This window comes from Escherichia sp. KCJ4928 (genome assembly GCF_004352695.1).
Classification (GTDB): domain Bacteria; phylum Pseudomonadota; class Gammaproteobacteria; order Enterobacterales; family Enterobacteriaceae; genus ECMA0423.
Genome location: NZ_SJWV01000051.1, coordinates 1 through 25,648 on the forward strand (window position 1 = coordinate 1; position 25,648 = coordinate 25,648).

A 25,648-nucleotide genomic window follows, 5' to 3' on the forward strand; every position below is an offset into this window, starting at 1 on the left:
TTCCTTACCAGTTCGGGGGTTTTACTTTTTAAAGAGAACGGTATTATTTTAACTTTCAATAATTACCGTGGCACAAGCATAGTGGCGTTCATCTGCCAGCGTTACATGCATATTTACAACGCCGAGCTTTTCCGCCAGTTTTAATGCCTCACCCCATAGCCGTAGCCGTGGTTTGCCGAGCTCATCATTGAATACTTCAAATTGATTAAACGCCAGACCATTGCGGATCCCGGTGCCAAACGCTTTTGCTGCGGCTTCTTTCACAGCAAAACGCTTCGCCAGAAAACGCACCGGCTGGTGGTGCGTTTTCCAGATTGCCCATTCGTTATCGCTTAATACGCGGCGTGCCAGGCGCTCACCGGATCGGGCGATCACTGCTTCTATGCGAGCGATCTCTACGATATCCGTGCCTAAACCTAATATTGCCATTAGCCACGCGCTTCCAGCATCAGACGCTTCATTTCTGCCACCGCATCTTTCAGTCCGGTCATCACTGCACGACCAATAATGGCATGACCGATATTCAGTTCATGCATCTCAGGGATGGCGGCAATAGCTTTCACGTTGTGATAGGTCAGACCGTGACCAGCGTTAACTTTCAGACCGAGACTAGCGGCAAAGGTCGCGGCTTTGGCGATACGCGCCAGCTCTTGCGCCTGTTCGGCGTCAGTTTTGGCATCAGCATAGCAACCGGTGTGGATCTCGATAAACGGTGCGCCAACCTCTGCCGCAGCTTTGATCTGCTCTTCATCGGCGTCGATAAAGAGAGAAACCTGGATCCCGGCATCTGCCAGACGTTTGCAGGCATCGCGCATTTTGTCACGCTGCCCTGCGACGTCCAGGCCGCCTTCGGTTGTTACTTCCTGACGCTTTTCCGGTACCAGACAGCAAAAATGTGGCTTCGTCTCAACGGCGATCGCCAGCATCTCTTCGGTCACCGCCATCTCCAGATTCATGCGGGTATCCAGTGTCTGACGCAGGATGCGCACATCACGGTCAGTAATGTGGCGGCGATCTTCACGTAAATGCACGGTAATGCCGTCCGCTCCCGCCTGCTCAGCAATAAACGCCGCCTGCACCGGATCCGGGTAAGCAGTACCGCGTGCGTTACGCAGCGTTGCAATATGGTCAATGTTGACGCCTAACAGTAATTCAGCCATGACAATCCTCATCATTCATAATGTGTTTTCACCGTTCGCTTAGGCATAAACTGCCGGAACAGTTCCCTGCTCTTTAATGGTTTACCGCCAAGATACGGCTTAAGCGCCATGCGGGTAAAGCGTTTCGCGGCGCGTAGTGTGTCTGCGTCAGGAAATTCCCGCGCGTTTAACGCTTTTAACTGCCTTCCGGTGAACGTTTTATTGTCGATAACGACGCTTGCGATAAACCCTTTTTCTTCGCGATAACGATACGTCATGGTGTCATCTACCGGCTCGCCGCTACCCGCACAATGGGTAAAATTGACGCCATAGCCCAGATGCCCGAGCAGTGCCAGTTCAAAGCGGCGCAGCGCGGGTTCTGGCGTACCAGTGGCACCTGCAAGAGACTGAATGCAGTGCAAGTAATCGAAAAAGAGTTCAGAGAAGCGCGTCTCGTATTCCAGTACGCGGGAGAGAAGTTCGTTGATGTACAGACCGCTGTAAAGCGTGATACCGCTTAATGGCAGCGCCAGCGAGACAGCTTCAGCACTGCGCAGCGTTTTGACTTCGCCACGCCCGCCGAAACGTAGCAAGAGAGGGGTGAAAGGCTGTAATGCACCTTTCAGAGTAGAGCGTTTAGAGCGTGCGCCTTTGGCAACCAGACGCACGCGACCCGATTCCTCCGTGAAGACGTCCAGCATCAGGCTGGTTTCGCTCCACGGGCGACTATGCAGGACAAATGCGCGCTGCCAGCCTTCCATCGGAGTGACTCTTAAAGATCGTCAACGTAACCGAGACTGCGCAGTGCGCGTTCGTCGTCGGCCCAACCGGATTTCACTTTTACCCACAGTTCAAGGTGGACAGGCGCTTCGAACATTTCCTGCATGTCTTTACGCGCTTCAATCCCGATGGTTTTGATCTTGGCCCCTTTGTTGCCAATAACCATCTTCTTCTGCCCTTCACGCTCAACGAGAATCAAACCATTGATGTCATAACCACCGCGTTCGTTAGAGACGAAACGTTCGATCTCCACGGTCACGGAGTACGGCAGTTCGGCGCCGAGGAAACGCATCAGTTTTTCGCGGATGATTTCAGACGCCATAAAACGCTGTGAGCGATCGGTGATGTAATCTTCCGGGAAGTGATGGGTCGCTTCAGGGAGATGCTTACGCACGATTGCTGCGATAGTGTCGACATTCAGCCCGGTTTCAGCAGAGATCGGCACGATATCGAGGAAGTTCATCTGACTTGCCAGGAACTGTAAGTGCGGCAGCAGATCGGCTTTTTCCTGCACGTTATCCACTTTGTTCACCGCGAGGATCACCGGCGCTTTGCCATCGCGCAGTTTGTTGAGCACCATTTCGTCGTCCGGCGTCCAGCGGGTGCCTTCAACGACAAAAATCACCAGCTCAACGTCGCCAATAGAGCTGCTCGCCGCTTTGTTCATCAGGCGGTTAATAGCGCGTTTTTCTTCCATATGCAGGCCAGGGGTATCAACGTAGATCGCCTGATACGCGCCTTCAGTATGGATCCCCACAATGCGGTGACGAGTTGTTTGCGCTTTGCGGGAGGTGATGGAGATCTTCTGCCCCAGCAGTTTGTTCAACAATGTGGATTTGCCAACGTTCGGACGTCCGACGATGGCAATAAATCCGCAGTAACTTTTATCGATGCTCATTCCAGCTCCAGTTTTTTCAACGCCTGTTCGGCGGCAGCCTGCTCAGCCTTACGACGGCTTGAACCTGTGCCAACCACCGGTTCACTCAGGCCGCTGACCTGGCAGTGGATAGTAAATTCCTGATCGTGCGCTTCGCCACGTACCTGGACTACCAGATAAGTCGGCAGCGGCAGATGGCGACCCTGCAAATATTCTTGCAAGCGCGTTTTCGGATCTTTTTGTTTATCGCCTGGACTAATTTCGTCCAAACGAGTTTGATACCAGTTGAGGATTAATTTCTCGACGGTTTGAATATCACTGTCGAGGAATACGCCACCAATTAATGCTTCGACGGTGTCGGCGAGAATTGACTCACGACGAAATCCACCGCTTTTAAGTTCACCTGGCCCTAAACGTAAGCACTCGCCTAACTCAAATTCGCGCGCCAGTTCTGCCAGCGTATTGCCACGGACCAGCGTGGCGCGCATCCGGCTCATATCGCCTTCATCCACACGAGGGAAACGGTGATAAAGCGCATTGGCGATAACGTAGCTCAGAATAGAGTCGCCTAAAAATTCTAAACGCTCGTTATGTTTACTGCTGGCACTACGATGAGTTAATGCCTGCTGCAACAGTTCCTGATGATTAAAAGTGTAGCCCAGCTTCCGTTGAAGCCGATTAATTACGATGGGGTTCATGCGATACCAATAAATAAATGCGTCAACAATTCAGCACACGAAACAGACCTGATATACATGGCTCTGCTAACTGCTTCGCTGCAGTTTCAGTTTACCGGTATATGGGGACCAACGCTGTTTCGTGTGCCGTGGCAACCTGGAGGTGCCAACCTTAAACTTCGGGGGAATATTCTATACACAACGACGGGGGATGTCGTTAGCCACGGGAGATTTATCTCATAAATAATTCACGTTGTCGCCATAACGGCGACAACGTGAACGAAGATGGCTATTAATGGATGCCGCCAATGCGACTTAAGCGCACACCAGTCGGCCATTCGCCTTCTTGCTTATCGAAGCTCATCCAGATAGCCGTGGCCCGACCGACCAGATTCGCTTCAGGCACAAAGCCCCAGTAACGGCTGTCCGCGCTGTTGTCGCGGTTGTCGCCCATCATGAAGTATTGTCCCGGCGGAACAATCCAGGTTGCCAGTTGTTGCCCTGGCTGCTGGTAATACATCCCCACCTGGTCCTGCGCAATCGGCACTGTCAGAATTCGGTGCGTCACATCACCCAGTGTCTCTTTACGCTCGGAAAGACGAATTCCATTTTCTTTGGTTTCGTTTTTCGGCACTTCAAAGAATCCGCTGGTCGCTTCCCCACCATTACGGCGTGAGAAGGTCTGAACGAAATCGCTCGGTTCCACGTTTGAGTAGGTGACCGGCAGCGCGTTTTCACACGCCTGGCCGGAACTGCATCCCGGTTGAATCGTCAGCTCTTTTGAGACCGGATCGTAAGTGACTTTATCGCCCGGTAAACCCACCGCGCGCTTGATGTAATCAAGCTTTGGATCTTCCGGATATTTAAAGACCACGATATCGCCGCGTTTCGGATGACCGGTTTCGATCAGCGTTTTCTGGTAGATAGGATCTTTAATGCCATAAGCAAACTTCTCTACCAGAATAAAATCACCGATTAACAGAGTCGGCATCATCGAACCTGACGGGATCTGGAACGGTTCATAAATAAACGAACGTACAATCAATACGATAGCCAGCACCGGAAAAACAGAAGCACCGGTTTCCAGCCAGCCAGGCTTCGGCGCAACCTTTTTCAGGGTTGCTTTATCCAGTGAGTCACCGGCAGCCGCCTGCGCCGCTGCCTGACGTTCCCGCCGTTTAGGTGCGAAAAAGAATTTATCCACGCACCATAAAATGCCCGTCACCAGTGTGGCAATCACCAGAATCAGGGCAAACATATTCGCCATGCCAACTCCTAAGGGTTATTTGTTGTCTTTGCCGACGTGCAGAATGGCGAGGAACGCTTCCTGCGGCAGCTCGACGTTACCGATCTGCTTCATGCGTTTCTTACCTTCTTTCTGCTTCTGCAGCAGCTTTTTCTTACGGCTGATATCGCCGCCATAACATTTAGCCAGTACGTTTTTACGCAGCTGTTTCACGGTGGATCGCGCAATAATGTGCGTACCAATCGCTGCCTGAATGGCGATATCAAACTGCTGGCGTGGGATCAGATCTTTCATCTTCTCCACCAACTCGCGACCGCGGTTTTGCGAATTATCACGGTGGGTGATCAGCGCCAACGCATCAACACGTTCACCGTTGATTAATACGTCTACACGTACCATGTCGGACGCCTGGAAGCGTTTGAAGTTGTAATCCAGAGACGCATAACCACGCGAGGTAGATTTCAGGCGATCGAAGAAGTCGAGCACCACTTCCGCCATCGGGATCTCGTACGTCAGCGCCACCTGATTACCGTGGTAAACCATATTGGTCTGCACGCCGCGTTTTTCTACGCACAGCGTAATAACGTTGCCGAGATATGCCTGCGGCAGCAGCATGTGACATTCGGCAATCGGCTCGCGCAGTTCGTAGATGTTATTTACCGCTGGCAGCTTGGATGGACTGTCGACGTAAATAACTTCTCTTGACGTGGTTTCAACTTCATACACTACGGTCGGCGCAGTGGTGATCAGATCCAGATCGTATTCACGTTCCAGACGTTCCTGGATGATCTCCATGTGCAGCAGGCCGAGGAAGCCGCAGCGGAAACCAAAGCCCAGCGCGCTGGAGCTTTCCGGCTCATAGAACAGTGAAGCATCGTTCAGGCTGAGTTTACCCAGCGCGTCACGGAAGGCTTCATAGTCGTCGGAACTTACCGGGAACAGACCGGCGTATACCTGCGGTTTGACTTTCTTAAAGCCAGGCAGCGCCTTTTCTGCCGGATTACGCGCCAGCGTTAAGGTATCGCCGACTGGAGCGCCGTGGATATCTTTAATCGCACATACCAGCCAGCCTACTTCGCCACATTTCAGTTCAGTGCGGTCAACCTGTTTCGGCGTGAAGATGCCCAGACGGTCGGCGTTATAGGTCTGCCCGGTACTCATGACTTTCACTTTGTCGCCCTTACGCAGGGTGCCGTTTTTAATACGGATAAGTGAAACAACGCCCAGGTAGTTGTCGAACCATGAGTCGATAATTAGTGCCTGCAACGGGCCTTCCGGATCGCCTTCCGGCGGCGGAATGTCGCGCACCAGACGTTCGAGAACGTCCTGCACGCCAACGCCGGTTTTCGCTGAACAGCGCACCGCGTCGGTGGCGTCGATGCCGACGATATCTTCAATTTCTTCCGCCACGCGTTCAGGATCGGCTGCCGGCAGGTCAATCTTGTTCAGTACCGGCACCACTTCGAGATCCATTTCCATGGCGGTGTAGCAGTTTGCCAGGGTTTGCGCTTCTACGCCCTGCCCGGCGTCGACCACCAGCAATGCACCTTCACAGGCAGCCAGCGAACGGGAAACTTCATAGGAGAAGTCAACGTGGCCCGGGGTGTCGATAAAGTTCAGCTGATAGGTTTCGCCGTCAGACGCTTTGTAGTCCAGCGTCACGCTTTGCGCTTTGATGGTTATGCCACGCTCACGCTCAAGATCCATGGAATCGAGAACCTGCGCCTCCATTTCACGGTCAGACAGGCCACCGCAGATCTGGATAATACGGTCAGACAGCGTCGATTTACCGTGGTCAATGTGAGCTATGATCGAAAAGTTACGTATATTCTTCATAAAGTATGATTATTGTGCCTTAATGCCCGGTTAACCAGGCTTTTAGAAGTCGCTGTTCTGAGCTTAACGTCTGTATTAATAGAAACGCCGCATTCTACACTACAACATTGAGGCGAGGAAATGTTCATACCGTATGGATTGTGGTATCTGGAAACGTCCTCGCATTTGTTATGCAAAATGCAACAAAGCCAGTGAAATCACTGGCTCGCGTCTTCCGAAGATGTTTCAAATCGCACAAGGCCAGGCGGCAATGCCACGCTTAAGATGATCGGTTGCCATTCTGCCCGGGCAGCAAACTTACGCGAGTAGCCGCGCGCAATCAGGAACCCGCCAATACCGCCGAGGACCGCACCACATAATGCTGCGACGTCAGAAGCAAAGAGTAGCTGAAATAGCGAAGCGATGAGGAATAATCCCACCAGCGGCGACATATAAACCAGTAATGCGGAGCTAAGCAGGCTGCCTTCGGCGATCCCCAATTCCACTTTTTGCCCCGGCACTAACGGCTCATCACAGGGTACGACAATGGTATGCGTGGTTTGCGGGCCAAGTTTATTTAACACGCGGCTACCGCAACCGGCGCGTGAAGCGCAGCTGCTGCATGAAGCTTTAACATCACAACTGACCAGCGCCTGCCCGTTTTGCCAGGAGACGACGGTAGCCCACTCTTTGATCATTGCGCTGCCCCGAACTTAATATTCTCGGCAATGCGTTTCGCCGTTTGCGGCGGCAGTTCACCGACAATGGTGATTTCGGCGTTATCACGTACGCTTGTACTGACGGTTCTGCGTCCGGTGCGCAACATCTGATCGGTGCTCGATGGCGTAGCGCGGTTAACGTTTACCGAGAAGCTGAATAATCCGTCGGAATAGAGACGTGATTCGATAGGCATGTTGTCCATCGTCGGTAGCGGACGTCGACTACTGGAAACTTCGCTAAAACCCTGTGGCAACCAGGTTGGCGTCCAGCTGAATTTAGCTTTTTCACCTACAGGAACAGAAAGCAACGGCGGCAAATTTGCCTTCGCCAGCGTCTGCATACTGCTGCTGATATCCTGATTGACGTTAAAAGCAATCACGCGAAATTGTTCCAGCGTTTCACCATCGCGATCAAGGAGATCAACCCGCATCGGTAATTTCGATTCGGTGTCCATCCACACGATGTAGCTGTAGCGTGTACCATCTCGGGCAACCACGCGAATGACTTCGCAAAGACGATCAGCAATACGCGTGCGCCCGACGGAGATAAAGTCGTAGTAAGGAGAAAGGCGTTTGAAATCGGTATAGATGAGCGATGGCAGAGAATCAACAATGTAATCGCCATTAAGCGTGAACGGTTCAAGTCCCGGTTCAAAATAGCTGATTTCATTGCCACGCTGTACCACTTCCCGGCGCGGGCCATCCATTTGCAACAATTGTGCAAGAGGACGGTTATCGAGGCGTGCATGTCGATAACGCAGAGACTCAACACCCTGTTTATTGATGCTGATGAATGACAGCTCGTAATTCAGTGACTGACTGGCCAGGTTCATCTGCTGTAATAACGCCCCGGACGCGGGAGTGGCCGAGGCGTTAGCAGAGAATAACAGGCTACCTGTCACTAATGACATGGCAAACCAAAGTTGCTTCATTACTGCGATTGCGTTCCTAAAGTTTGAATTCCTGGCACCTGTACAGCGGCTTGCTGGGTTTGCGCCTGCTCAAACTGAAGCTGTTCAGAGTGGAGTCGGCGTTGCAGTTCGTAATCCTGCAACATTGCATTAATGCGACGACGCTGCTCCTGTACCTGCTGCTGTTGACCATTGTTTGCGGTCGCTTCAGAAGGTACTCCCAGGCTTACCGGGCTGGCTTTACCCATCATCGGCAGTGTATTAAATACCGGCGTTTCGGGCTGCTGGGACGTTTCAGATTGTCCATTATAGTGCTGGACGCCAACGATAACTGCAAGCGATACGCATGCTGCTACGCCCATTTGGGTAAGCTGTGCCGCCCACGGACGTACTTTCTGCCAGAATGGCATTTTCTGCCATTGATGCGGCGCAGGCTGGGCTTCCGGGATCAATGTCGCCGGTTGACGTACTGGCTCTTCTTCAATGGCGGCCATCACGCGTGAAGAGATATCGAAATGGAGCACCTCGGGAGTATCACCCCGCATTGAGTCACGGATTAAGTGATAGCTTTCCCAGGTTTTCTGCATTTCTGGGTTATGAGCCAGTTCGTTAAGCAGCTCACTATCCAGCGTTTCGCCATCCATTAAAGCGGAAAGTTGTTCTTTCTGCATGCCTAATACCCTTATCCAGTATCCCGCTATCGTCAACGCCTGATAAGCGGTTGAACTTTGTTATCAATAGCTTCCCTCGCTCGGAAGATACGTGAACGCACCGTACCTACCGGACAATCCATGATAGCGGCTATCTCTTCATAGCTCAGGCCATCCAGCTCCCGCAAGGTTATTGCCATGCGCAAATCTTCCGGGAGGGACTCAATAGTTCGGAAAACTATCTGTCTCAGTTCTTCTGACAACATTAAGTTCTCAGGGTTCGAAATTTCTTTCAACGCGCCGCCACTTTCGAAGTTTTCAGCTTCAATGGCATCCACATCACTGGAAGGTGGACGACGCCCCTGAGCAACCAGGTAATTTTTCGCTGTATTTACAGCAATCCGATACAGCCATGTATAAAAAGCGCTATCTCCCCGGAACGAATCCAGCGCACGATAGGCTTTAATAAAAGCTTCTTGTACCACATCGGGAACATCACCCGACGGCACATAGCGGGAAACCAGACTCGCCACTTTATGCTGATAGCGCACTACCAGTAGGTTAAAGGCTTTCTGATCTCCCTTCTGGACCCGTTCAACCAGGACCTGGTCCGTTAACTGCTCGCTCATCCGAGGTAAAGTCTCCCCAAACCAAATTTCCACGCGCTATCGAAACGCCACTCCATTAGCTGCAATTTGAGCAAGCAAAGGGTTAGAGTGTCTCGTTTTTGTAAAGTTCCGTAACGCATCTGTTTTTGTTTGTCATGCTGTAGACGGATCATTATCTATCATTATAAGTCTACAGAATCTGAACATCGCATTATCTGTGTAGAAATGCCCATTTAACTGCCTGAAGAGTAACCCAACGGCCTTTTTATTTCACCACCTAATCCTCCACCAGCCAGTAACTTCTCTTTTTCTCGCCGCCCTGCGTCAGCGTGTTTAGCCACTGTAACAAATATTAAAATAGCAGGTGTTTATTCGCACAACATGATGCTATGCTGACCAAACGGTGTTTAGTAAATTAAACAAAGAAAATGAATACTCTCCCAGAACATTCATGTGACGTGTTGATTATCGGTAGCGGCGCAGCCGGACTTTCACTGGCGCTACGCCTGGCTGACCAGCATCAGGTCATCGTTCTAAGTAAAGGCCCGGTAACGGAAGGTTCAACATTTTATGCCCAGGGCGGTATTGCCGCCGTGTTTGATGAAACTGACAGCATTGACTCGCATGTGGAAGACACATTGATTGCCGGGGCTGGTATTTGCGATCGCCATGCAGTTGAATTTGTCGCCAGCAATGCACGATCCTGTGTGCAATGGTTAATTGACCAAGGGGTTTTGTTTGATACCCACGTTCAACCGAATGGCGAAGAAAGCTACCATCTGACCCGTGAAGGTGGACATAGTCACCGTCGTATTCTTCATGCCGCCGACGCCACCGGTAGAGAAGTACAATCCACGCTGGTGAGCAAGGCGCAGAACCATCCGAATATTCGTGTGCTGGAGCGCAGCAACGCAGTTGATCTGATTGTTTCTGACAAAATTGGCCTCCCGGGCACGCGACGGGTTGTTGGCGCGTGGGTATGGAACCGAAATAAAGAAACGGTGGAAACCTGCCACGCAAAAGCAGTGGTACTGGCAACCGGCGGTGCGTCGAAGGTTTATCAGTACACCACCAATCCGGATATTTCTTCTGGCGATGGCATTGCTATGGCGTGGCGCGCAGGCTGTCGGGTTGCCAATCTCGAATTTAATCAGTTCCACCCTACCGCACTGTATCACCCACAGGCACGCAATTTCCTGTTAACGGAAGCACTGCGCGGCGAAGGCGCTTATCTCAAGCGCCCGGATGGCACGCGTTTTATGCCCGATTTTGATGAGCGCGGCGAACTGGCCCCGCGCGATATTGTCGCCCGCGCCATTGACCATGAAATGAAACGCCTCGGCGCAGATTGTATGTTCCTCGACATCAGCCATAAGCCCGCCGATTTTATTCGCCAGCATTTCCCGATGATTTATGAAAAATTGCTCGGGCTGGGGATTGATCTCACACAAGAACCGGTACCGATTGTGCCTGCTGCACATTATACCTGCGGTGGTGTAATGGTTGATGATCATGGGCGTACGGACGTCGAGGGCTTGTATGCCATTGGCGAGGTGAGTTATACCGGCTTACACGGCGCTAACCGCATGGCCTCGAATTCATTGCTGGAGTGTCTGGTCTATGGCTGGTCGGCGGCAGAAGATATCACCAGACGTATGCCTGATGCCCACGGCGTCAGTACGTTACCGCCGTGGGATGAAAGCCGCGTTGAGAACCCTGACGAACGGGTAGTAATTCAGCATAACTGGCACGAGCTACGGCTGTTTATGTGGGATTACGTTGGCATTGTGCGCACAACGAAGCGCCTGGAACGCGCCCTGCGGCGGATAACCATGCTCCAACAAGAAATAGACGAATATTACGCCCATTTCCGCGTCTCAAATAATTTGCTGGAGCTGCGTAATCTGGTGCAGGTTGCGGAATTGATTGTTCGCTGTGCGATGATGCGCAAGGAGAGTCGTGGCCTGCATTTCACGCTGGATTATCCGGAACTGCTCACCCATTCCGGTCCGTCGATCCTTTCCCCCGGCAATCATTACATAAACAGATAAAAAGCCTGGGTCAGCGCCGTATACGCTTCGGAATAGTTCTGGTCTGGCCCACGAATGACTAAGCGATCGCTAAAGCATTCTCCCGCCTGCGGGGAGAATGCCAGCAGCACCCGATGCGGCAGTCGCGCTTCGTTTTCCGCCACATCCGTCCGCAAACGTAAATGCCAGCCCATGCTTAATGCCAGCTCCGTAAAACCATTACCAATCTGCTCTGGCAGCACTACGCAGAAAAATCCCTCTTCGGTAATGCACTCCGCCGCACAGGTCAGCAGCGATGGGTGATCAAGCGTAGTGGTATAGCGAGCCTGTTCCCGTTGAGGGGTCGCGCACTCTACTCCCTGCTGATAGTAAGGTGGGTTACTGATGATTAAATCGAAGCGTACTGTCTGCTGTGTGATCCACTGCTGAATATCCGCCGTATGGACGTTAATCCGCTCTGCCCACGGGGACTGGTTGATATTTTCCTGCGCCTGCGCGGCAGCTTCACTTTCCAGCTCAACGGCATCAATTATCACGCTGTCATCGGTTCGCTGCGCTAGCATTAATGCCAGCAACCCGCTACCCGCGCCGATATCAAGGCAACGTTTCACCCCAGCCACCGGTGCCCATGCGCCCAGCAAAATGCCATCCGTTCCCACTTTCATCGCACAGCGATCGTGAGCAACAAAAAACTGTTTAAAAGTAAATCCATTACGACGAAGCACGGATGTAGACTGTGACATGAAAATAAAACCTTGCAGGAAAAACGGCGATAGCACCGGGTGAGAACAATACCCGAGAAGCGATATCCATACAAACAGATGAAGATTGCAGCCGTAACGTCTATAATCAGCGCCCCACACAGAGGTAGAACATGACTGTAACGACTTTTTCCGAACTTGAACTCGACGAAAGCCTGCTGGAAGCCCTCCAGGATAAAGGTTTCACTCGCCCGACCGCCATTCAGGCTGCCGCCATTCCGCCTGCGCTCGATGGCCGTGATGTACTCGGTTCTGCGCCGACAGGCACCGGTAAAACGGCGGCGTATCTGCTGCCAGCGTTGCAGCACCTGCTCGATTTCCCGCGTAAGAAATCCGGTCCGCCGCGTATTTTGATCCTCACCCCAACTCGCGAGCTGGCGATGCAGGTGGCCGATCATGCCCGCGAACTGGCGAAACATACGCATCTGGATATCGCCACCATCACCGGCGGCGTAGCCTATATGAACCACGCGGAAGTGTTCAGCGAAAATCAGGACATCGTGGTCGCCACGACCGGACGTCTGCTGCAATACATAAAAGAAGAGAACTTCGATTGCCGCGCGGTTGAAACGCTGATCCTCGACGAAGCAGACCGTATGCTGGATATGGGCTTTGCTCAGGATATCGAACATATTGCTGGCGAAACTCGCTGGCGTAAACAGACCCTGCTCTTTTCGGCAACGCTGGAAGGCGATGCGATTCAGGACTTTGCCGAGCGTCTGCTGGAGGATCCGGTGGAAGTTTCTGCGAATCCGTCCACCCGTGAGCGCAAAAAAATTCATCAGTGGTATTACCGCGCCGATGATCTTGAGCATAAAACCGCGTTGCTGGTGCATCTGTTAAAACAGCCTGAAGCGACCCGCTCAATTGTGTTTGTGCGTAAGCGTGAACGTGTGCATGAGCTGGCAAACTGGCTGCGCGAAGCGGGCATCAACAACTGCTATCTCGAAGGTGAGATGGTACAAGGCAAGCGTAACGAAGCGATCAAGCGTTTGACCGAAGGTCGCGTAAACGTACTGGTTGCAACCGATGTTGCCGCGCGCGGTATCGACATTCCTGACGTCAGCCACGTCTTTAACTTCGATATGCCGCGCAGTGGCGATACTTATTTGCACCGTATCGGACGTACCGCGCGCGCCGGTCGTAAAGGCACCGCGATTTCGCTGGTGGAAGCCCATGACCATTTGCTGCTGGGCAAAGTTGGCCGTTATATTGAAGAGCCAATTAAAGCTCGCGTTATTGATGAGTTACGCCCGAAAACGCGTGCGCCAAGCGAGAAGCAGACCGGCAAGCCATCGAAGAAAGTACTGGCAAAACGCGCCGAGAAGAAAAAAGTTAAAGAGAAAGAGAAGCCGCGAGTGAAAAAACGCCATCGCGATACCAAAAATATTGGTAAGCGCCGTAAACCAAGCGGAACGGGCGTGCCACCGCAAACGACAGAAGAGTAATCTCAATGCCGGGTTTAAGCCCGGCATTATTTTTATCCAGCCACAAAACACTCTTCAACACACTGAATAAAAGTGTGCATCGCCGGACTAACCGCTTTTCCGGCATGGTGAGCGCACATTGCCGTAATGGTCTGCGTCTGTTCGCCAAAAGGCAATTCGATTAATTCGCCACTCGCAAGTTCATTTCCCACTGCAAAGCGCGGCAGGTAACTGACCCCGATATTTGCCGCGACACAACGCTTGATGCTTTCGATACTTATAAGCTCAATGGTGTTTTCCACCGTGATCCGCCGCTGGCGCAGCGTGCTCTCAAATATCTGCCGGAAGACACATTGTGGTTCGTTGATAATAAAGCTACAGGCGTTATGTCTTCCCGGCTCAGTAAAATCGATATCTGCAATTTGCGGTGAAGCCACCAGCACCAGCGGTTGTTCACCCAACTCTCGTCGGTTCAGAACATCATCATTCCCTACGCGATAAAAAACCCCGACATCGGCCTCATCATTCAGTAGCGCATCACGGATCACGTAACAGTTCAGCGACTGCAACGATAAACGCACTTTTGGAGCGCGTTGCCGAAAACGCTGCAACACCTGCGGCATTCGGTAAGAGAGCAACCTTTCGCCTGAAACAACGCGTAGTTCCCCGTCCGGATCCGACTCTTTTTTCGCAGCCTCACGAAGCGTATCCATCACTCGGGTAAGTTCATAGATGTGCGGCAGCAACTTTTTTCCTTCGCGGGTAAGGCACATTCGTCGACCAATTTTCTCAAACAATTGTACCGAGAACTCCTGCTCAAGCTGCTGAATATGAAAAGTCACCGTCGATTGTGTACAGCACAATTTTTGCGAAGCTCGCAAAAAGGAACCCTCTTCCACCACGGTTTTAAGTGTAATAAAACGGCGCAGATCCATAACCCCAAACCTATCGAAAATATCGAATTTAGAATGTAAAAACATTCATTTTTTTAAATGTTCCGTGTCGGGTACTGTCTACCAAAACAGAGGAGATAACAAGTGACACCGACCCTTTTAAGTGCTTTTTGGACTTACACCCTGATTACCGCCATGACGCCAGGACCGAACAATATTCTCGCCCTTAGCTCTGCTACGTCGCATGGATTTCGTCAAAGTACCCGCGTGCTGGCAGGGATGAGTCTGGGATTTTTGATTGTGATGTTACTGTGTGCGGGCATTTCATTTTCACTGGCAGTGATTGACCCGGCAGCGGTACACCTTTTGAGTTGGGCGGGGGCGGCATATATTGTCTGGCTGGCGTGGAAAATCGCCACCAGCCCAACAAAGGAAGACGGACTTCAGGCAAAACCAATCAGCTTTTGGGCCAGCTTTGCTTTGCAGTTTGTGAACGTCAAAATCATTTTGTACGGTGTTACGGCACTGTCGACGTTTGTTCTGCCGCAAACACAGGCGCTAAGCTGGGTAGTTGGCGTCAGCGTTTTGCTGGCGATGATTGGGACGTTTGGTAATGTGTGCTGGGCGCTGGCGGGGCATCTGTTTCAGCGATTGTTTCGCCAGTATGGTCGCCAGTTAAATATCGTGCTCGCGCTGCTGCTGATCTATTGCGCGGTACGCATTTTCTATTAATTAAAAAAGCGGAAGAGGTCGCCCTCTTCCGCTTAGTAACTTGCTACTTAAGCCTTACAGGCTTTCAGTAAAGGTACGAGCGATAACGTCGCGCTGCTGTTCCGGAGTCAGAGAGTTAAAGCGAACTGCATAACCTGATACACGGATGGTCAGCTGCGGATATTTTTCCGGATGCTTAACTGCATCTTCCAGAGTTTCACGACGCAGAACGTTAACGTTCAGGTGTTGACCACCTTCAACGCGAACTTCTGGTTTCACTTCTACTGGAACTTCACGGTATTCAATGTCACCCAGTTTGCTTACTGCAACCACTTCATCTTCTGCATAACCTGCTTTTGCAACGATGCAACGCGCTTCGCCTTTTTCGCTGTCCAGCAGCCAGAAAGAGTTCAGCAGATCGTCGTTAGCGGCTTTAGTAATCTGGATACCTGTAATCATGTGATGCCTCCCCGGCAAAATTATTTGATTTATTCAGCCTGTCGCGGCCAATTGGTAAAACCATTGTTGCTTGAGTGTATATATACTCCTCAACAACCTTTGATTCCTTGATTTAAATCAATAAAAACCACACATCGATTGTGGTCGCAAATGGATTTTATTGTTTTACATCAACTTATGCGGGTGTGAAATTTTACCAATTTACATTTTTTTGCACTCGTTTAAGTCTAAAAAATGAGCATGATTTTGTTCTGTAGAAATAAGCAGTTAAGCTAGGCGGATTGAAGATTCGCAGGAGAGCGAGATGGCTAACGAATTAACCTGGCATGACGTGCTGGCTGAAGAGAAGCAGCAACCCTATTTTCTTAATACCCTTCAGACCGTCGCCAGCGAGCGGCAGTCCGGCGTCACTATCTATCCACCACAAAAAGATGTCTTTAACGCGTTCCGCTTTACCGAGTTGGGTGACGTTAAAGTGGTGATTCTCGGCCAGGATCCTTATCACGGACCGGGACAGGCGCATGGGCTGGCATTTTCCGTTCGCCCCGGAATCGCCACTCCTCCGTCACTGCTGAATATGTATAAAGAGCTGGAAAATACTATTCCGGGCTTCACCCGCCCTAATCATGGCTATCTCGAAAGCTGGGCGCGTCAGGGCGTTCTGCTGCTCAATACTGTGTTGACGGTTCGCGCAGGTCAGGCGCATTCCCACGCCAGCCTCGGTTGGGAGACGTTTACTGATAAAGTCATCAGCCTGATTAACCAGCACCGCGAAGGCGTGGTGTTTTTGTTGTGGGGATCACATGCGCAAAAGAAAGGGGCGATTATAGATAAGCAACGCCATCATGTACTGAAAGCACCGCATCCGTCGCCGCTTTCGGCGCATCGTGGATTCTTTGGCTGCAACCATTTTGTGCTGGCAAATCAGTGGCTGGAACAACGTGGCGAGACGCCGATTGACTGGATGCCAGTATTACCGGCAGAGAGTGAGTAAATTTGCGGGGAAATGCCGGATGGCAGAGTTGCCACCCGGCTGATTTATCAGGCTTTATTCTGACGCCACCATTCACCAAGCAAAACGCCGGTTGCGACAGAGATATTCAGCCCGGCAACGTTGCCCGTACCGTCAATCTTCACGCGCAGATCGTTCGGATCGCGTGCGGCATCCGGTAACCCTTCATATTCCTGACCCAGCACCAGTACCATTTTCGCTGGCAGACTGGTTTTGAACAGCGGTTTACCCTGCTCGCTGGAAGTGGTCACTACGGTGTAACCTGCCTGACGGAAATCATCCAGCACGTTAACAATGTTGTCGCCAGTAATCGGCTGAACGTGCTCTGCGCCGCCTTCTGCGGTACGGATAGCCGCCCCCGACTCCAGCAGTGCCGCATCCTGCACCACAACGCCTTTCACGCCGAAGTGCGCGCAGCTGCGCATCATGCCACCCAGGTTATGCGGGTTAGATTCGTTTTCCAGCGCCAGTACACAATCCTGCGCGCCTGCCTGGCTTACCCACTGCTGCACGGTTGTACCGTTACGCTTTTTGATCAAGAAGCAAACGCCGCCGTGATGTTCCGTGCCTGACGCTTTTGTCAATTCCGCTTCATCCACCACATGGTACGCTTTGCGGTTTGCCGCCATCCAGCGCAAGGCTTCTTTAAAACGTGGCGTTACGCTCTGGATAAACCAGGCGCGAACAATCGCTTCCGGACGGCTCTGGAACAGTGCCTGACATGCATTTTCGCCGTAGACGCGGGTTTCTTCCGCACGCTGACGACGCAAAACTTCTGGATCAATATAACTTTTACCACTGATGCCACCGTGATCGGCCTTTTCCGGCGTCTCATCACCCGGCGCGCGGGAAACCGTGCGCCACGGCGAATCTTCCCACTTGCGGTCACGGGGCTGACTCTGTTTGTCATCGCGGGCGGGGCGACGGCCACCGTCAGCACGAGATTTTCCTGGACGCCCGCCCCCTTTCCCGGTACGCGGGTTGTGGGTACGTTTATCAGAATCATCATCACTGCGGACATACATCACTTTGACCTTGCCGCTTTTACCTTTCATTTCATCGTTCATGCTTTTCTCCACCAGCGCTGCGCGAAGCGCGCAGATTACCCGAAGTCCGCGCGGTTCGCCATGATTTCGTACCAAAGCCTGCGACTATCATACCTATTGAATAAAACAGATTGTTGTCTGGAACAATGTCCCCGATAATATGTAACATATTAGAAACATACCGGCGTCGTTGCCGATAAGTCTCCTTACTCATCCCGAGGTTAGTTATGAATACCGTTTGTACCCATTGTCAGGCCATCAATCGCATTCCCGACGATCGGATCGAAGATGCGGCAAAATGCGGACGCTGCGGTCACGACTTGTTTGACGGAGAGGTGATTAATGCGACCGGTGAAACACTCGACAAATTGCTGAAGGATGATCTACCTGTGGTGATCGACTTCTGGGCACCGTGGTGCGGCCCCTGCCGTAATTTCGCACCAATTTTTGAAGATGTCGCGCAAGAGCGTAGCGGTAAAGTGCGCTTTGTGAAAGTGAATACCGAAGCTGAACGTGAATTGAGCAGTCGCTTTGGAATTCGTAGTATACCGACGATCATGATTTTCAAAAACGGTCAGGTTGTCGACATGCTTAATGGCGCAGTACCGAAAGCGCCGTTCGACAGCTGGCTGAACGAATCTCTTTAATCTTACCGGGGCGCATCTTGTGCCCCGTTTTCTCCTCTGCGACAATGGCGTTTTTTCGACGCTCTCTTATGACCGAAAACGCTGTTCTCCAGTTACGCGCCGAGCGTATTGCGCGCGCAACACGTCCTTTTCTTGCCCGCGGTAATCGCGTTCGTCGCTGCCAACGCTGTCTTTTGCCAGAGAAATTATGTCTCTGTTCGACAATTACCCCAGCACAAGCAAAAAGTCGCTTCTGTTTGCTGATGTTCGACACCGAGCCAATGAAGCCCAGTAATACCGGGCGTCTGATTGCTGATATTTTGCCTGATACCGTTGCGTTTCAATGGTCGCGTACCGAACCCTCGCAGGATTTGCTGGAGTTGGTGCAAAACCCGGACTATCAGCCAATGGTGGTCTTTCCCGCTTCGTATGCTGATGAGCAACGGGAAGTGATCTTCACACCACCTGCCGGTAAGCCACCGCTGTTTATCATGCTCGATGGTACCTGGCCGGAAGCTCGCAAGATGTTTCGTAAAAGTCCGTATCTGGATAATCTTCCCGTCATTTCCGTCGATCTTTCCCGGCTTTCTGCCTATCGCCTGCGTGAAGCCCAGGCTGCAGGCCAATATTGTACTGCCGAGGTAGCCATCGCACTGTTAGATATGGCCAGCGATACCGGGGCGGCAGCAGGGTTAGGCGAGCATTTTACCCGCTTTAAAACACGCTATCTGGCAGGAAAAACGCAACATCTGGGTAGCATCACAGCAGAACAGTTAGAAAGCGTTTAAAATCATTCGGTCACTTCTGCGGGAGACCGGTATGAGTCAGCGAGGACTGGAAGCACTACTGCGACCAAAATCGATAGCGGTAATTGGCGCGTCGATGAAACCCAATCGCGCAGGTTACCTGATGATGCGTAACCTGCTGGCGGGAGGCTTTAACGGACCGGTACTCCCGGTGACGCCAGCCTGGAAAGCGGTGTTGGGTGTGTTGGCCTGGCCGGATATTGCCAGCTTGCCCTTTACACCCGACCTTGCGGTTTTATGTACCAATGCCAGCCGTAATCTTGCTCTTCTGGAAGAGCTCGGCGAGAAAGGCTGTAAAACCTGCATTATTCTTTCCGCCCCGGCATCGCAACACGAAGATCTCCGCGCCTGCGCCCTGCGCCATAACATGCGCCTGCTTGGACCAAACAGTCTGGGTTTACTGGCTCCCTGGCAAGGTCTGAATGCCAGCTTTTCGCCTGTGCCGATTAAACGCGGCAAGCTGGCGTTTATTTCGCAATCGGCTGCCGTCTCCAACACCATCCTCGACTGGGCGCAACAGCGTAAGATGGGCTTTTCCTACTTTATTGCGCTCGGCGACAGCCTGGATATCGACGTTGATGAATTGCTTGACTATCTGGCACGCGACAGTAAAACCAGCGCCATCCTGCTCTATCTCGAACAGTTAAGCGACGCGCGACGCTTTGTTTCGGCGGCCCGTAGTGCCTCTCGCAACAAACCGATTCTGGTGATTAAAAGCGGACGTAGCCCGGCGGCTCAACGTCTGTTGAACACCACGGCAGGAATGGATCCGGCGTGGGATGCGGCTATTCAGCGTGCCGGTTTGTTGCGGGTACAGGACACCCACGAACTGTTTTCGGCGGTGGAAACCCTTAGCCATATGCGCCCGCTGCGTGGCGACCGGTTGATGATTATCAGCAACGGTGCTGCGCCTGCCGCGCTGGCGCTTGATGCCTTATGGTCACGCAATGGCAAGCTGGCAACACTAAGCGAAGAAACCTGCCAGAAACTGCGCGATGCACTGCCAGGACATGTGGCAATCTCTAACCCGCTCGATCTGCGCGATGACGCCAGCAGTGAGCACTATATTAAAACGCTGGACATTCTGCTCCACAGCCAGGATTTTGATGCGCTGATGGTTATTCATTCGCCCAGCGCCGCTGCTCCCGCAACAGAAAGCGCGCAAGTATTAATTGAAGCGGTAAAGCATCATCCCCGCAGCAAGTATGTTTCTCTGCTGACGAACTGGTGTGGCGAACATTCCTCGCAAGAGGCACGACGATTATTCAGCGAAGCCGGGCTGCCGACCTACCGTACCCCGGAAGGAACCATCACTGCTTTTATGCATATGGTGGAGTACCGGCGTAATCAGAAGCAACTACGCGAAACGCCGGCGTTGCCCAGCAATCTGACCTCCAATACCGCAGAAGCGCATCTTCTGTTGCAACAGGCGATTGCCGAAGGAGCAACGTCACTCGATACCCATGAAGTTCAGCCTATCCTGCAAGCATATGGCATGAACACGCTCCCCACCTGGATTGCCAGCGATAGCACCGAAGCGGTGCATATTGCCGAACAGATTGGTTATCCGGTGGCGCTGAAATTGCGTTCGCCGGATATTCCACATAAATCGGAAGTTCAGGGCGTCATGCTCTACCTGCGTACAGCCAATGAAGTCCAGCAAGCGGCAAACGCCATTTTCGATCGCGTAAAAATGGCCTGGCCGCAGGCACGGGTCCACGGCCTGTTGGTGCAAAGTATGGCTAACCGTGCTGGTGCTCAGGAGTTGCGGGTTGTGGTTGAGCACGATCCGGTTTTCGGGCCGTTGATCATGCTGGGCGAAGGCGGTGTGGAGTGGCGTCCTGAAGATCAAGCCGTCGTCGCGTTACCGCCGCTGAACATGAACCTGGCCCGCTATCTGGTTATTCAGGGGATCAAAAGTAAAAAGATTCGTGCACGCAGTGCGCTACGCCCATTGGATGTTGCAGGCTTGAGCCAGCTTCTGGTGCAGGTTTCCAACTTGATTGTCGATTGCCCGGAAATTCAGCGTCTGGATATTCATCCTTTGCTGGCTTCTGGCAGTGAATTTACCGCGCTGGATGTCACGCTGGATATCTCGCCGTTTGAAGGCGATAACGAGAGTCGGCTGGCAGTGCGCCCTTATCCGCATCAGCTGGAAGAATGGGTAGAATTGAAAAACGGTGAACGCTGCTTGTTCCGCCCGATTTTGCCAGAAGATGAGCCACAACTTCAGCAATTCATTTCGCGAGTCACCAAAGAAGATCTTTATTACCGCTACTTTAGCGAGATCAACGAATTTACCCATGAAGATTTAGCCAACATGACACAGATCGACTACGATCGGGAAATGGCGTTTGTAGCGGTACGACGTATTGATCAAACGGAAGAGATCCTCGGCGTCACGCGTGCGATTTCCGATCCTGATAACATCGATGCCGAATTTGCTGTGCTGGTTCGCTCGGATCTCAAAGGGTTAGGCTTAGGTCGACGCTTAATGGAAAAGTTGATTACCTATACGCGAGATCACGGACTACAACGTCTGAATGGTATTACGATGCCAAACAATCGTGGCATGGTGGCGCTAGCCCGCAAGCTCGGGTTTAACGTTGATATCCAGCTCGAAGAGGGGATCGTTGGGCTTACGCTAAATCTTGCCCAACGCGAGGAATCATGAGTAAGGTACTGGAAATGTTGACCACTTAATCGGGACTGGTGTTATTATTGCCCGCTTATGTCGTCTGCATTGCACAGAGGACCCTTCAATGAACAGAGAAGAAATGCACTGTGATGTTGTCAAAATTTAAGCGTAATAAACATCAACAACACCTTGCCCAACTACCCAAGATTTCTCAATCAGTTGATGATGTCGATTTCTTTTACGCTCCCGCCGACTTCCGGGAGACGCTGCTGGAAAAAATAGCCAGCGCGAAGCAGCGCATTTGCATTGTCGCCCTGTATCTCGAACAGGATGACGGTGGCAAAGGCATTCTGAACGCGTTGTATGAAGCTAAAAGGCAGCGTCCGGAACTGGATGTGCGGGTGCTGGTCGACTGGCATCGTGCACAACGTGGACGCATTGGCGCTGCGGCATCTAACACTAACGCTGACTGGTACTGCCGCATGGCGCAGGAAAATCCGGGCGTAGATGTTCCGGTTTATGGCGTTCCAATCAATACCCGTGAAGCCCTTGGTGTTCTGCACTTTAAAGGCTTTATCATCGACGATAGCGTACTTTATAGCGGTGCCAGCCTGAACGATGTTTACCTGCATCAGCACGATAAATATCGCTACGACCGTTATCATCTGATCCGTAACCGTAAGATGTCAGACATTATGTTTGAATGGGTTACACAGAATATTATGAATGGCCGCGGCGTTAATCGTCTGGATGATGTTAATCGGCCAAAAAGCCCGGAAATCAAGAACGATATTCGTCTGTTCCGCCAGGAGCTGCGTGATGCCGCTTATCATTTCCAGGGCGATGCCGACAACGATCAGCTTTCCGTAACGCCGCTAGTGGGGCTGGGGAAATCGAGTCTGTTGAACAAGACCATTTTCCATCTTATGCCTTGTGCCGAGCAGAAACTAACCATCTGTACGCCATACTTCAACCTGCCAGCAATCCTTGTGCGCAATATTATCCAGTTGCTGCGCGAAGGGAAAAAGGTCGAAATTATTGTTGGTGATAAAACCGCGAACGACTTCTACATTCCGGAAGATGAACCTTTCAAGATAATTGGCGCATTGCCTTATCTCTATGAGATCAATCTGCGTCGTTTCCTGAGCCGTTTGCAGTATTACGTCAATACTGACCAGCTAGTGGTTCGGTTATGGAAAGATGACGACAACACCTATCACCTGAAAGGGATGTGGGTTGATGATAAGTGGATGTTGATCACCGGTAATAACCTGAACCCGCGCGCCTGGCGTCTGGATCTGGAAAACGCCATTTTGATCCACGATCCACAACTGGAGCTTGCGCCGCAGCGAGAGAAAGAACTGGAGCTGATCCGCGAGCATACCACCATCGTTAAGCACTATCGCGACCTGCAAAGTATTGCCGATTATCCGGTGAAGGTTCGTAAACTCATCCGCCGTTTACGCCGTATCCGCATCGACCGATTAATTAGCCGCATCCTGTAATCACAACCCCGTCCTGTACGGGGTTTGTTTTGGAGGCCACGTTTTGCGTATTCTTTTTGTCTGTTCGCTATTGTTACTTTCTGGATGCAGCCATATGGCTAACGATAGCTGGAGCGGGCAGGATAAAGCTCAACACTTTATCGCCTCGGCGATGCTTTCCGCCGCCGGAAATGAATATGCACAGCATCAGGGGATGAGTCGCGATCGCAGTGCCACTTTCGGGCTGATGTTCTCTGTTGGGCTGGGCGCGTCAAAAGAACTTTGGGATAGCCGCCCCGAAGGGAGCGGCTGGAGCTGGAAGGATTTGGCCTGGGATGTCGCCGGTGCAAGCACCGGCTATACCGTCTGGCAACTGACCCGTCACTAAAGACGCATCCCCTTCCCTTTGCGATGTAGCATCAAAGAAACCAGAAACGCCACCACGGCCATCAAGGTCACATACCAGAAGAAGGCTGTTTCCATTCCTATTGATTTCAGCGACAACGCTACGTACTCCGCCGAACCACCAAATATAGCATTAGCGACCGCATATGACAGACCAACGCCTAATGCGCGAACCTGTGCCGGGAACATCTCAGCCTTCAGTATTCCACTAATTGATGTATAAAAACTCACTATCAGCAGGGCACACATCACCAGACCAAAAGCGGCATAAGGCGAGGAAACGTTTTGCAATGCTGAGAGAATAGGAACGGTAAAAATGGCTGCCAGCGAACCGAAACATAACATTGAGGTACGGCGACCAATCTTATCCGACAGCGCGCCAATGAGTGGTTGAATAAGCATGAATACAAACAATGCGGCAGTCATAATGCCACTCGCCACGTTGGCATGCATTCCCGCAGTATTTACCAGATACTTCTGCATATAAGTGGTGAAGGTATAGAAACAAAGGGAGCCCGCAGCGGTAAAACCGAGAACCATGATGAATGCACGGCGATTGCGCCATAATCCTTTCAGAGATCCAGCTTCTTTTAAAGCGCGCGTTTCTTGTTGCGAAGTTTCATCTAACTGACGACGTAACCACAACGCCACAACAGCTAACACAGCTCCTAACGCGAAAGGAATACGCCATCCCCACTCTCTGAGTGCAGCGTCTTCCATGGTGTGTTGTAAAACCACGACAACCAGTAGGGCTAGCAGTTGTCCGCCGATCAACGTCACATACTGAAATGATGCGTAAAAACCTTTGCGCCCTTCAACGGCAACTTCACTCATATAGGTGGCGCTGGTGCCATATTCTCCGCCAACAGATAATCCCTGAAATAAACGCGCGAGAAGCAATAATGCCGGAGCCCACGTACCTATAGTTTCATAACCTGGGAGGCAGGCGATAACCAGCGATCCGAAACACATCATACACACCGATAACAGCATCGATTTTTTGCGACCATGTTTATCGGCTATGCGGCCAAATAGCCAACCGCCTATTGGGCGCATCAGGAATCCCGCAGCAAAAACACCTGCTGTTTGTAGTAGTTGAGTCGTCGTGTTCCCGGAAGGGAAGAAAATGTGGGCAAAGTAGAGTGAACAGAACGAGTAGACATAGAAATCGAACCACTCGACCAGATTACCTGAAGAGGCCCCCACAATCGCCCAAATGCGGCGACGAGTATCACTACTTGTCAGTTTGCTGTCTGCCGTTACAGTACTTTCAGCCATGCCATTATGTCTCCTGCCGTAATCCGATGCTTTTGTCGGTCGCTTTTATCTATTTCTTTTGGTAAAGAAAATGTTATACATTTGTTGCGTATCATTATGCAACCTTAACCATGAATTTAGTTAGCAGGAAAATGGTTATTGAGGAGCTTAAGGATAAATTTCTGGTAAGGAGGACACGTATGGAAGTAGGCAAGTTGGGGAAACCGCATCCGTTGCTGAATCTGGCATATGTGGGAGTATAAGACGCGCAGCGTCGCATCAGGCATTTTTTTCTGCGCCAACGCAAAAAGGCTATCGTGACTGATGGCCTTTCGCTTAATTTGATGCCTGGCAGTTCCCTACTCTCGCATGGGGAGACCCCACACTACCATCGGCGCTACGGCGTTTCACTTCTGAGTTCGGCATGGGGTCAGGTGGGACCACCGCGCTACGGCCGCCAGGCAAATTCTGTTTTATCAGACCGCTTCTGCGTTCTGATTTAATCTGTATCAGGCTGAAAATCTTCTCTCATCCGCCAAAACAGCTTCGGCGTTGTAAGGTTAAGCCTCACGGTTCATTAGTACCGGTTAGCTCAACGCATCGCTGCGCTTACACACCCGGCCTATCAACGTCGTCGTCTTCAACGTTCCTTCAGGACTCTCAAGGAGTCA

General features: G+C 51.6%; 26 protein-coding genes and 2 rRNA genes. 9 read left to right on the top strand and 19 right to left on the bottom strand.

Annotated features, from left to right (window positions below):
• Positions 1 to 48: 48 nt before the first annotated feature.
• The 12 genes from acpS to rseD form a co-directional block, all read right to left on the bottom strand.
• Positions 49 to 429, bottom strand: coding sequence for a holo-ACP synthase (gene acpS, locus E0D98_RS10175; protein WP_000986029.1), 381 nt, complete (start codon positions 427 to 429; stop codon positions 49 to 51).
• Entirely contained in the window at positions 429 to 1,160 is a 732-nt protein-coding gene (pdxJ, locus tag E0D98_RS10180; RefSeq protein ID WP_001297412.1) for a pyridoxine 5'-phosphate synthase, read from the bottom strand. The genes acpS and pdxJ overlap by 1 nt, the downstream gene beginning before the upstream one ends.
• Positions 1,161 to 1,171: 11 nt before the next feature.
• Positions 1,172 to 1,900: a DNA repair protein RecO gene (gene recO, locus E0D98_RS10185; RefSeq protein ID WP_000399393.1), complete on the bottom strand. Its 729-nt coding sequence runs from the start codon at positions 1,898 to 1,900 to the stop codon at positions 1,172 to 1,174.
• A gap of 11 nt (positions 1,901 to 1,911) precedes the next feature.
• Positions 1,912 to 2,817 (bottom strand): GTPase Era, encoded by a 906-nt coding sequence (gene era, locus E0D98_RS10190; protein ID WP_000020737.1) that lies wholly within the window; start codon positions 2,815 to 2,817, stop codon positions 1,912 to 1,914.
• Positions 2,814 to 3,494: a ribonuclease III gene (rnc, locus tag E0D98_RS10195; RefSeq protein ID WP_001068343.1), complete on the bottom strand. Its 681-nt coding sequence runs from the start codon at positions 3,492 to 3,494 to the stop codon at positions 2,814 to 2,816. The genes era and rnc overlap by 4 nt, the downstream gene beginning before the upstream one ends.
• Before the next feature lie 271 nt (positions 3,495 to 3,765).
• Positions 3,766 to 4,740, bottom strand: coding sequence for a signal peptidase I (lepB, locus tag E0D98_RS10200; protein WP_000002542.1), 975 nt, complete (start codon positions 4,738 to 4,740; stop codon positions 3,766 to 3,768).
• A 15-nt stretch (positions 4,741 to 4,755) separates the two neighbouring features.
• Complete coding sequence (lepA, locus tag E0D98_RS10205) at positions 4,756 to 6,555, bottom strand: translation elongation factor 4 (RefSeq protein WP_000790168.1); 1,800 nt, start codon at positions 6,553 to 6,555, stop codon at positions 4,756 to 4,758.
• A gap of 197 nt (positions 6,556 to 6,752) precedes the next feature.
• On the bottom strand, positions 6,753 to 7,232 hold the full coding sequence (gene rseC / locus E0D98_RS10210; protein ID WP_000589070.1) for a SoxR-reducing system protein RseC: 480 nt from the start codon (positions 7,230 to 7,232) through the stop codon (positions 6,753 to 6,755).
• Complete coding sequence (rseB, locus tag E0D98_RS10215) at positions 7,229 to 8,185, bottom strand: sigma-E factor regulatory protein RseB (protein WP_000812053.1); 957 nt, start codon at positions 8,183 to 8,185, stop codon at positions 7,229 to 7,231. The genes rseC and rseB overlap by 4 nt, the downstream gene beginning before the upstream one ends.
• Positions 8,185 to 8,835 (bottom strand): anti-sigma-E factor RseA, encoded by a 651-nt coding sequence (gene rseA / locus E0D98_RS10220; RefSeq protein WP_001168459.1) that lies wholly within the window; start codon positions 8,833 to 8,835, stop codon positions 8,185 to 8,187. The genes rseB and rseA overlap by 1 nt, the downstream gene beginning before the upstream one ends.
• A gap of 32 nt (positions 8,836 to 8,867) precedes the next feature.
• Positions 8,868 to 9,443: an RNA polymerase sigma factor RpoE gene (rpoE, locus tag E0D98_RS10225; protein ID WP_001295364.1), complete on the bottom strand. Its 576-nt coding sequence runs from the start codon at positions 9,441 to 9,443 to the stop codon at positions 8,868 to 8,870.
• The gene (rseD, locus tag E0D98_RS10230; protein WP_001303621.1) at positions 9,440 to 9,595 is read right to left on the bottom strand and encodes a rpoE leader peptide RseD; all 156 of its coding nucleotides are present in this window, start codon (positions 9,593 to 9,595) and stop codon (positions 9,440 to 9,442) included. The genes rpoE and rseD overlap by 4 nt, the downstream gene beginning before the upstream one ends.
• Positions 9,596 to 9,850: 255 nt before the next feature.
• Between rseD and nadB the strand changes: the two genes are divergently transcribed.
• The gene (gene nadB / locus E0D98_RS10235) at positions 9,851 to 11,473 is read left to right on the top strand and encodes an L-aspartate oxidase (RefSeq protein WP_001094499.1); all 1,623 of its coding nucleotides are present in this window, start codon (positions 9,851 to 9,853) and stop codon (positions 11,471 to 11,473) included.
• Here nadB and trmN read toward each other — a convergent pair.
• The gene (gene trmN / locus E0D98_RS10240; RefSeq protein WP_001297411.1) at positions 11,458 to 12,195 is read right to left on the bottom strand and encodes a tRNA(1)(Val) (adenine(37)-N(6))-methyltransferase TrmN; all 738 of its coding nucleotides are present in this window, start codon (positions 12,193 to 12,195) and stop codon (positions 11,458 to 11,460) included. The genes nadB and trmN overlap by 16 nt on opposite strands.
• Before the next feature lie 131 nt (positions 12,196 to 12,326).
• On the opposite strand from trmN, the gene srmB reads away from it, so the two are divergent.
• Positions 12,327 to 13,661, top strand: coding sequence for an ATP-dependent RNA helicase SrmB (gene srmB, locus E0D98_RS10245; RefSeq protein ID WP_000219196.1), 1,335 nt, complete (start codon positions 12,327 to 12,329; stop codon positions 13,659 to 13,661).
• Positions 13,662 to 13,693: 32 nt separating this feature from the next.
• Here the strand turns inward: srmB and E0D98_RS10250 are convergent, their stop codons facing one another.
• The gene (locus tag E0D98_RS10250; RefSeq protein WP_050877161.1) at positions 13,694 to 14,575 is read right to left on the bottom strand and encodes a LysR family transcriptional regulator; all 882 of its coding nucleotides are present in this window, start codon (positions 14,573 to 14,575) and stop codon (positions 13,694 to 13,696) included.
• Between the two features lie 102 nt (positions 14,576 to 14,677).
• On the opposite strand from E0D98_RS10250, the gene eamB reads away from it, so the two are divergent.
• Positions 14,678 to 15,265: a cysteine/O-acetylserine transporter gene (eamB, locus tag E0D98_RS10255; protein WP_000189206.1), complete on the top strand. Its 588-nt coding sequence runs from the start codon at positions 14,678 to 14,680 to the stop codon at positions 15,263 to 15,265.
• Positions 15,266 to 15,319: 54 nt separating this feature from the next.
• Here eamB and grcA read toward each other — a convergent pair whose 3' ends face one another.
• A complete protein-coding gene (gene grcA, locus E0D98_RS10260) occupies positions 15,320 to 15,703 on the bottom strand; it encodes an autonomous glycyl radical cofactor GrcA (protein ID WP_000627807.1) in 384 nt (127 codons plus the stop codon).
• A 304-nt stretch (positions 15,704 to 16,007) separates the two neighbouring features.
• On the opposite strand from grcA, the gene ung reads away from it, so the two are divergent.
• Positions 16,008 to 16,697, top strand: coding sequence for a uracil-DNA glycosylase (ung, locus tag E0D98_RS10265; protein ID WP_001262723.1), 690 nt, complete (start codon positions 16,008 to 16,010; stop codon positions 16,695 to 16,697).
• A gap of 47 nt (positions 16,698 to 16,744) precedes the next feature.
• On the opposite strand, the gene E0D98_RS10270 is transcribed toward ung, so the two are convergent.
• The gene (locus E0D98_RS10270; RefSeq protein WP_000997411.1) at positions 16,745 to 17,782 is read right to left on the bottom strand and encodes a tRNA/rRNA methyltransferase; all 1,038 of its coding nucleotides are present in this window, start codon (positions 17,780 to 17,782) and stop codon (positions 16,745 to 16,747) included.
• Positions 17,783 to 17,988: 206 nt separating this feature from the next.
• Here E0D98_RS10270 and trxC point away from each other — a divergent pair, with 206 nt between their 5' ends.
• From trxC to E0D98_RS10295, 5 genes are all read left to right on the top strand, one after another.
• A complete protein-coding gene (trxC, locus tag E0D98_RS10275; RefSeq protein ID WP_001098726.1) occupies positions 17,989 to 18,408 on the top strand; it encodes a thioredoxin TrxC in 420 nt (139 codons plus the stop codon).
• Between the two features lie 68 nt (positions 18,409 to 18,476).
• Positions 18,477 to 19,175: a tRNA-uridine aminocarboxypropyltransferase gene (gene tapT, locus E0D98_RS10280; RefSeq protein WP_001298975.1), complete on the top strand. Its 699-nt coding sequence runs from the start codon at positions 18,477 to 18,479 to the stop codon at positions 19,173 to 19,175.
• Positions 19,176 to 19,206: 31 nt separating this feature from the next.
• Positions 19,207 to 21,867: a protein lysine acetyltransferase gene (pat, locus tag E0D98_RS10285; protein WP_000083007.1), complete on the top strand. Its 2,661-nt coding sequence runs from the start codon at positions 19,207 to 19,209 to the stop codon at positions 21,865 to 21,867.
• Between the two features lie 113 nt (positions 21,868 to 21,980).
• Positions 21,981 to 23,336 carry a CDP-diacylglycerol--serine O-phosphatidyltransferase gene (gene pssA / locus E0D98_RS10290; RefSeq protein WP_000949265.1) on the top strand — a complete coding sequence of 452 codons (1,356 nt, stop codon included), beginning with the start codon at positions 21,981 to 21,983 and terminating at the stop codon, positions 23,334 to 23,336.
• 43 nt (positions 23,337 to 23,379) lie between these two features.
• The gene (locus E0D98_RS10295) at positions 23,380 to 23,703 is read left to right on the top strand and encodes a YfiM family lipoprotein (RefSeq protein ID WP_001378313.1); all 324 of its coding nucleotides are present in this window, start codon (positions 23,380 to 23,382) and stop codon (positions 23,701 to 23,703) included.
• Here E0D98_RS10295 and kgtP read toward each other — a convergent pair.
• The 3 genes from kgtP to E0D98_RS10310 form a co-directional block, all read right to left on the bottom strand.
• On the bottom strand, positions 23,700 to 24,998 hold the full coding sequence (gene kgtP / locus E0D98_RS10300) for an alpha-ketoglutarate permease (RefSeq protein WP_000841103.1): 1,299 nt from the start codon (positions 24,996 to 24,998) through the stop codon (positions 23,700 to 23,702). The genes E0D98_RS10295 and kgtP overlap by 4 nt on opposite strands.
• 325 nt (positions 24,999 to 25,323) lie before the next feature.
• A 5S ribosomal RNA gene (rrf, locus tag E0D98_RS10305) occupies positions 25,324 to 25,439 on the bottom strand.
• Between the two features lie 94 nt (positions 25,440 to 25,533).
• Positions 25,534 to 25,648, bottom strand: a 23S ribosomal RNA gene (locus tag E0D98_RS10310); the annotation flags it as partial.

What these genes read in the sequence shown, in the direction of transcription:
- acpS (WP_000986029.1), bottom strand. Translation starts at nt 429, where the DNA reads ATGGCAATATTAGGTTTAGGCACGGATATCGTAGAGATCGCTCGCATA.
- pdxJ (WP_001297412.1), bottom strand. Translation starts at nt 1,160, where the DNA reads ATGGCTGAATTACTGTTAGGCGTCAACATTGACCATATTGCAACGCTG.
- recO (WP_000399393.1), bottom strand. Translation starts at nt 1,900, where the DNA reads ATGGAAGGCTGGCAGCGCGCATTTGTCCTGCATAGTCGCCCGTGGAGC.
- era (WP_000020737.1), bottom strand. Translation starts at nt 2,817, where the DNA reads ATGAGCATCGATAAAAGTTACTGCGGATTTATTGCCATCGTCGGACGT.
- rnc (WP_001068343.1), bottom strand. Translation starts at nt 3,494, where the DNA reads ATGAACCCCATCGTAATTAATCGGCTTCAACGGAAGCTGGGCTACACT.
- lepB (WP_000002542.1), bottom strand. Translation starts at nt 4,740, where the DNA reads ATGGCGAATATGTTTGCCCTGATTCTGGTGATTGCCACACTGGTGACG.
- lepA (WP_000790168.1), bottom strand. Translation starts at nt 6,555, where the DNA reads ATGAAGAATATACGTAACTTTTCGATCATAGCTCACATTGACCACGGT.
- rseC (WP_000589070.1), bottom strand. Translation starts at nt 7,232, where the DNA reads ATGATCAAAGAGTGGGCTACCGTCGTCTCCTGGCAAAACGGGCAGGCG.
- rseB (WP_000812053.1), bottom strand. Translation starts at nt 8,185, where the DNA reads ATGAAGCAACTTTGGTTTGCCATGTCATTAGTGACAGGTAGCCTGTTA.
- rseA (WP_001168459.1), bottom strand. Translation starts at nt 8,835, where the DNA reads ATGCAGAAAGAACAACTTTCCGCTTTAATGGATGGCGAAACGCTGGAT.
- rpoE (WP_001295364.1), bottom strand. Translation starts at nt 9,443, where the DNA reads ATGAGCGAGCAGTTAACGGACCAGGTCCTGGTTGAACGGGTCCAGAAG.
- rseD (WP_001303621.1), bottom strand. Translation starts at nt 9,595, where the DNA reads ATGATCCGTCTACAGCATGACAAACAAAAACAGATGCGTTACGGAACT.
- nadB (WP_001094499.1), top strand. Translation starts at nt 9,851, where the DNA reads ATGAATACTCTCCCAGAACATTCATGTGACGTGTTGATTATCGGTAGC.
- trmN (WP_001297411.1), bottom strand. Translation starts at nt 12,195, where the DNA reads ATGTCACAGTCTACATCCGTGCTTCGTCGTAATGGATTTACTTTTAAA.
- srmB (WP_000219196.1), top strand. Translation starts at nt 12,327, where the DNA reads ATGACTGTAACGACTTTTTCCGAACTTGAACTCGACGAAAGCCTGCTG.
- E0D98_RS10250 (WP_050877161.1), bottom strand. Translation starts at nt 14,575, where the DNA reads ATGGATCTGCGCCGTTTTATTACACTTAAAACCGTGGTGGAAGAGGGT.
- grcA (WP_000627807.1), bottom strand. Translation starts at nt 15,703, where the DNA reads ATGATTACAGGTATCCAGATTACTAAAGCCGCTAACGACGATCTGCTG.
- ung (WP_001262723.1), top strand. Translation starts at nt 16,008, where the DNA reads ATGGCTAACGAATTAACCTGGCATGACGTGCTGGCTGAAGAGAAGCAG.
- E0D98_RS10270 (WP_000997411.1), bottom strand. Translation starts at nt 17,782, where the DNA reads ATGAACGATGAAATGAAAGGTAAAAGCGGCAAGGTCAAAGTGATGTAT.
- trxC (WP_001098726.1), top strand. Translation starts at nt 17,989, where the DNA reads ATGAATACCGTTTGTACCCATTGTCAGGCCATCAATCGCATTCCCGAC.
- tapT (WP_001298975.1), top strand. Translation starts at nt 18,477, where the DNA reads ATGACCGAAAACGCTGTTCTCCAGTTACGCGCCGAGCGTATTGCGCGC.
- pat (WP_000083007.1), top strand. Translation starts at nt 19,207, where the DNA reads ATGAGTCAGCGAGGACTGGAAGCACTACTGCGACCAAAATCGATAGCG.
- pssA (WP_000949265.1), top strand. Translation starts at nt 21,981, where the DNA reads ATGTTGTCAAAATTTAAGCGTAATAAACATCAACAACACCTTGCCCAA.
- kgtP (WP_000841103.1), bottom strand. Translation starts at nt 24,998, where the DNA reads ATGGCTGAAAGTACTGTAACGGCAGACAGCAAACTGACAAGTAGTGAT.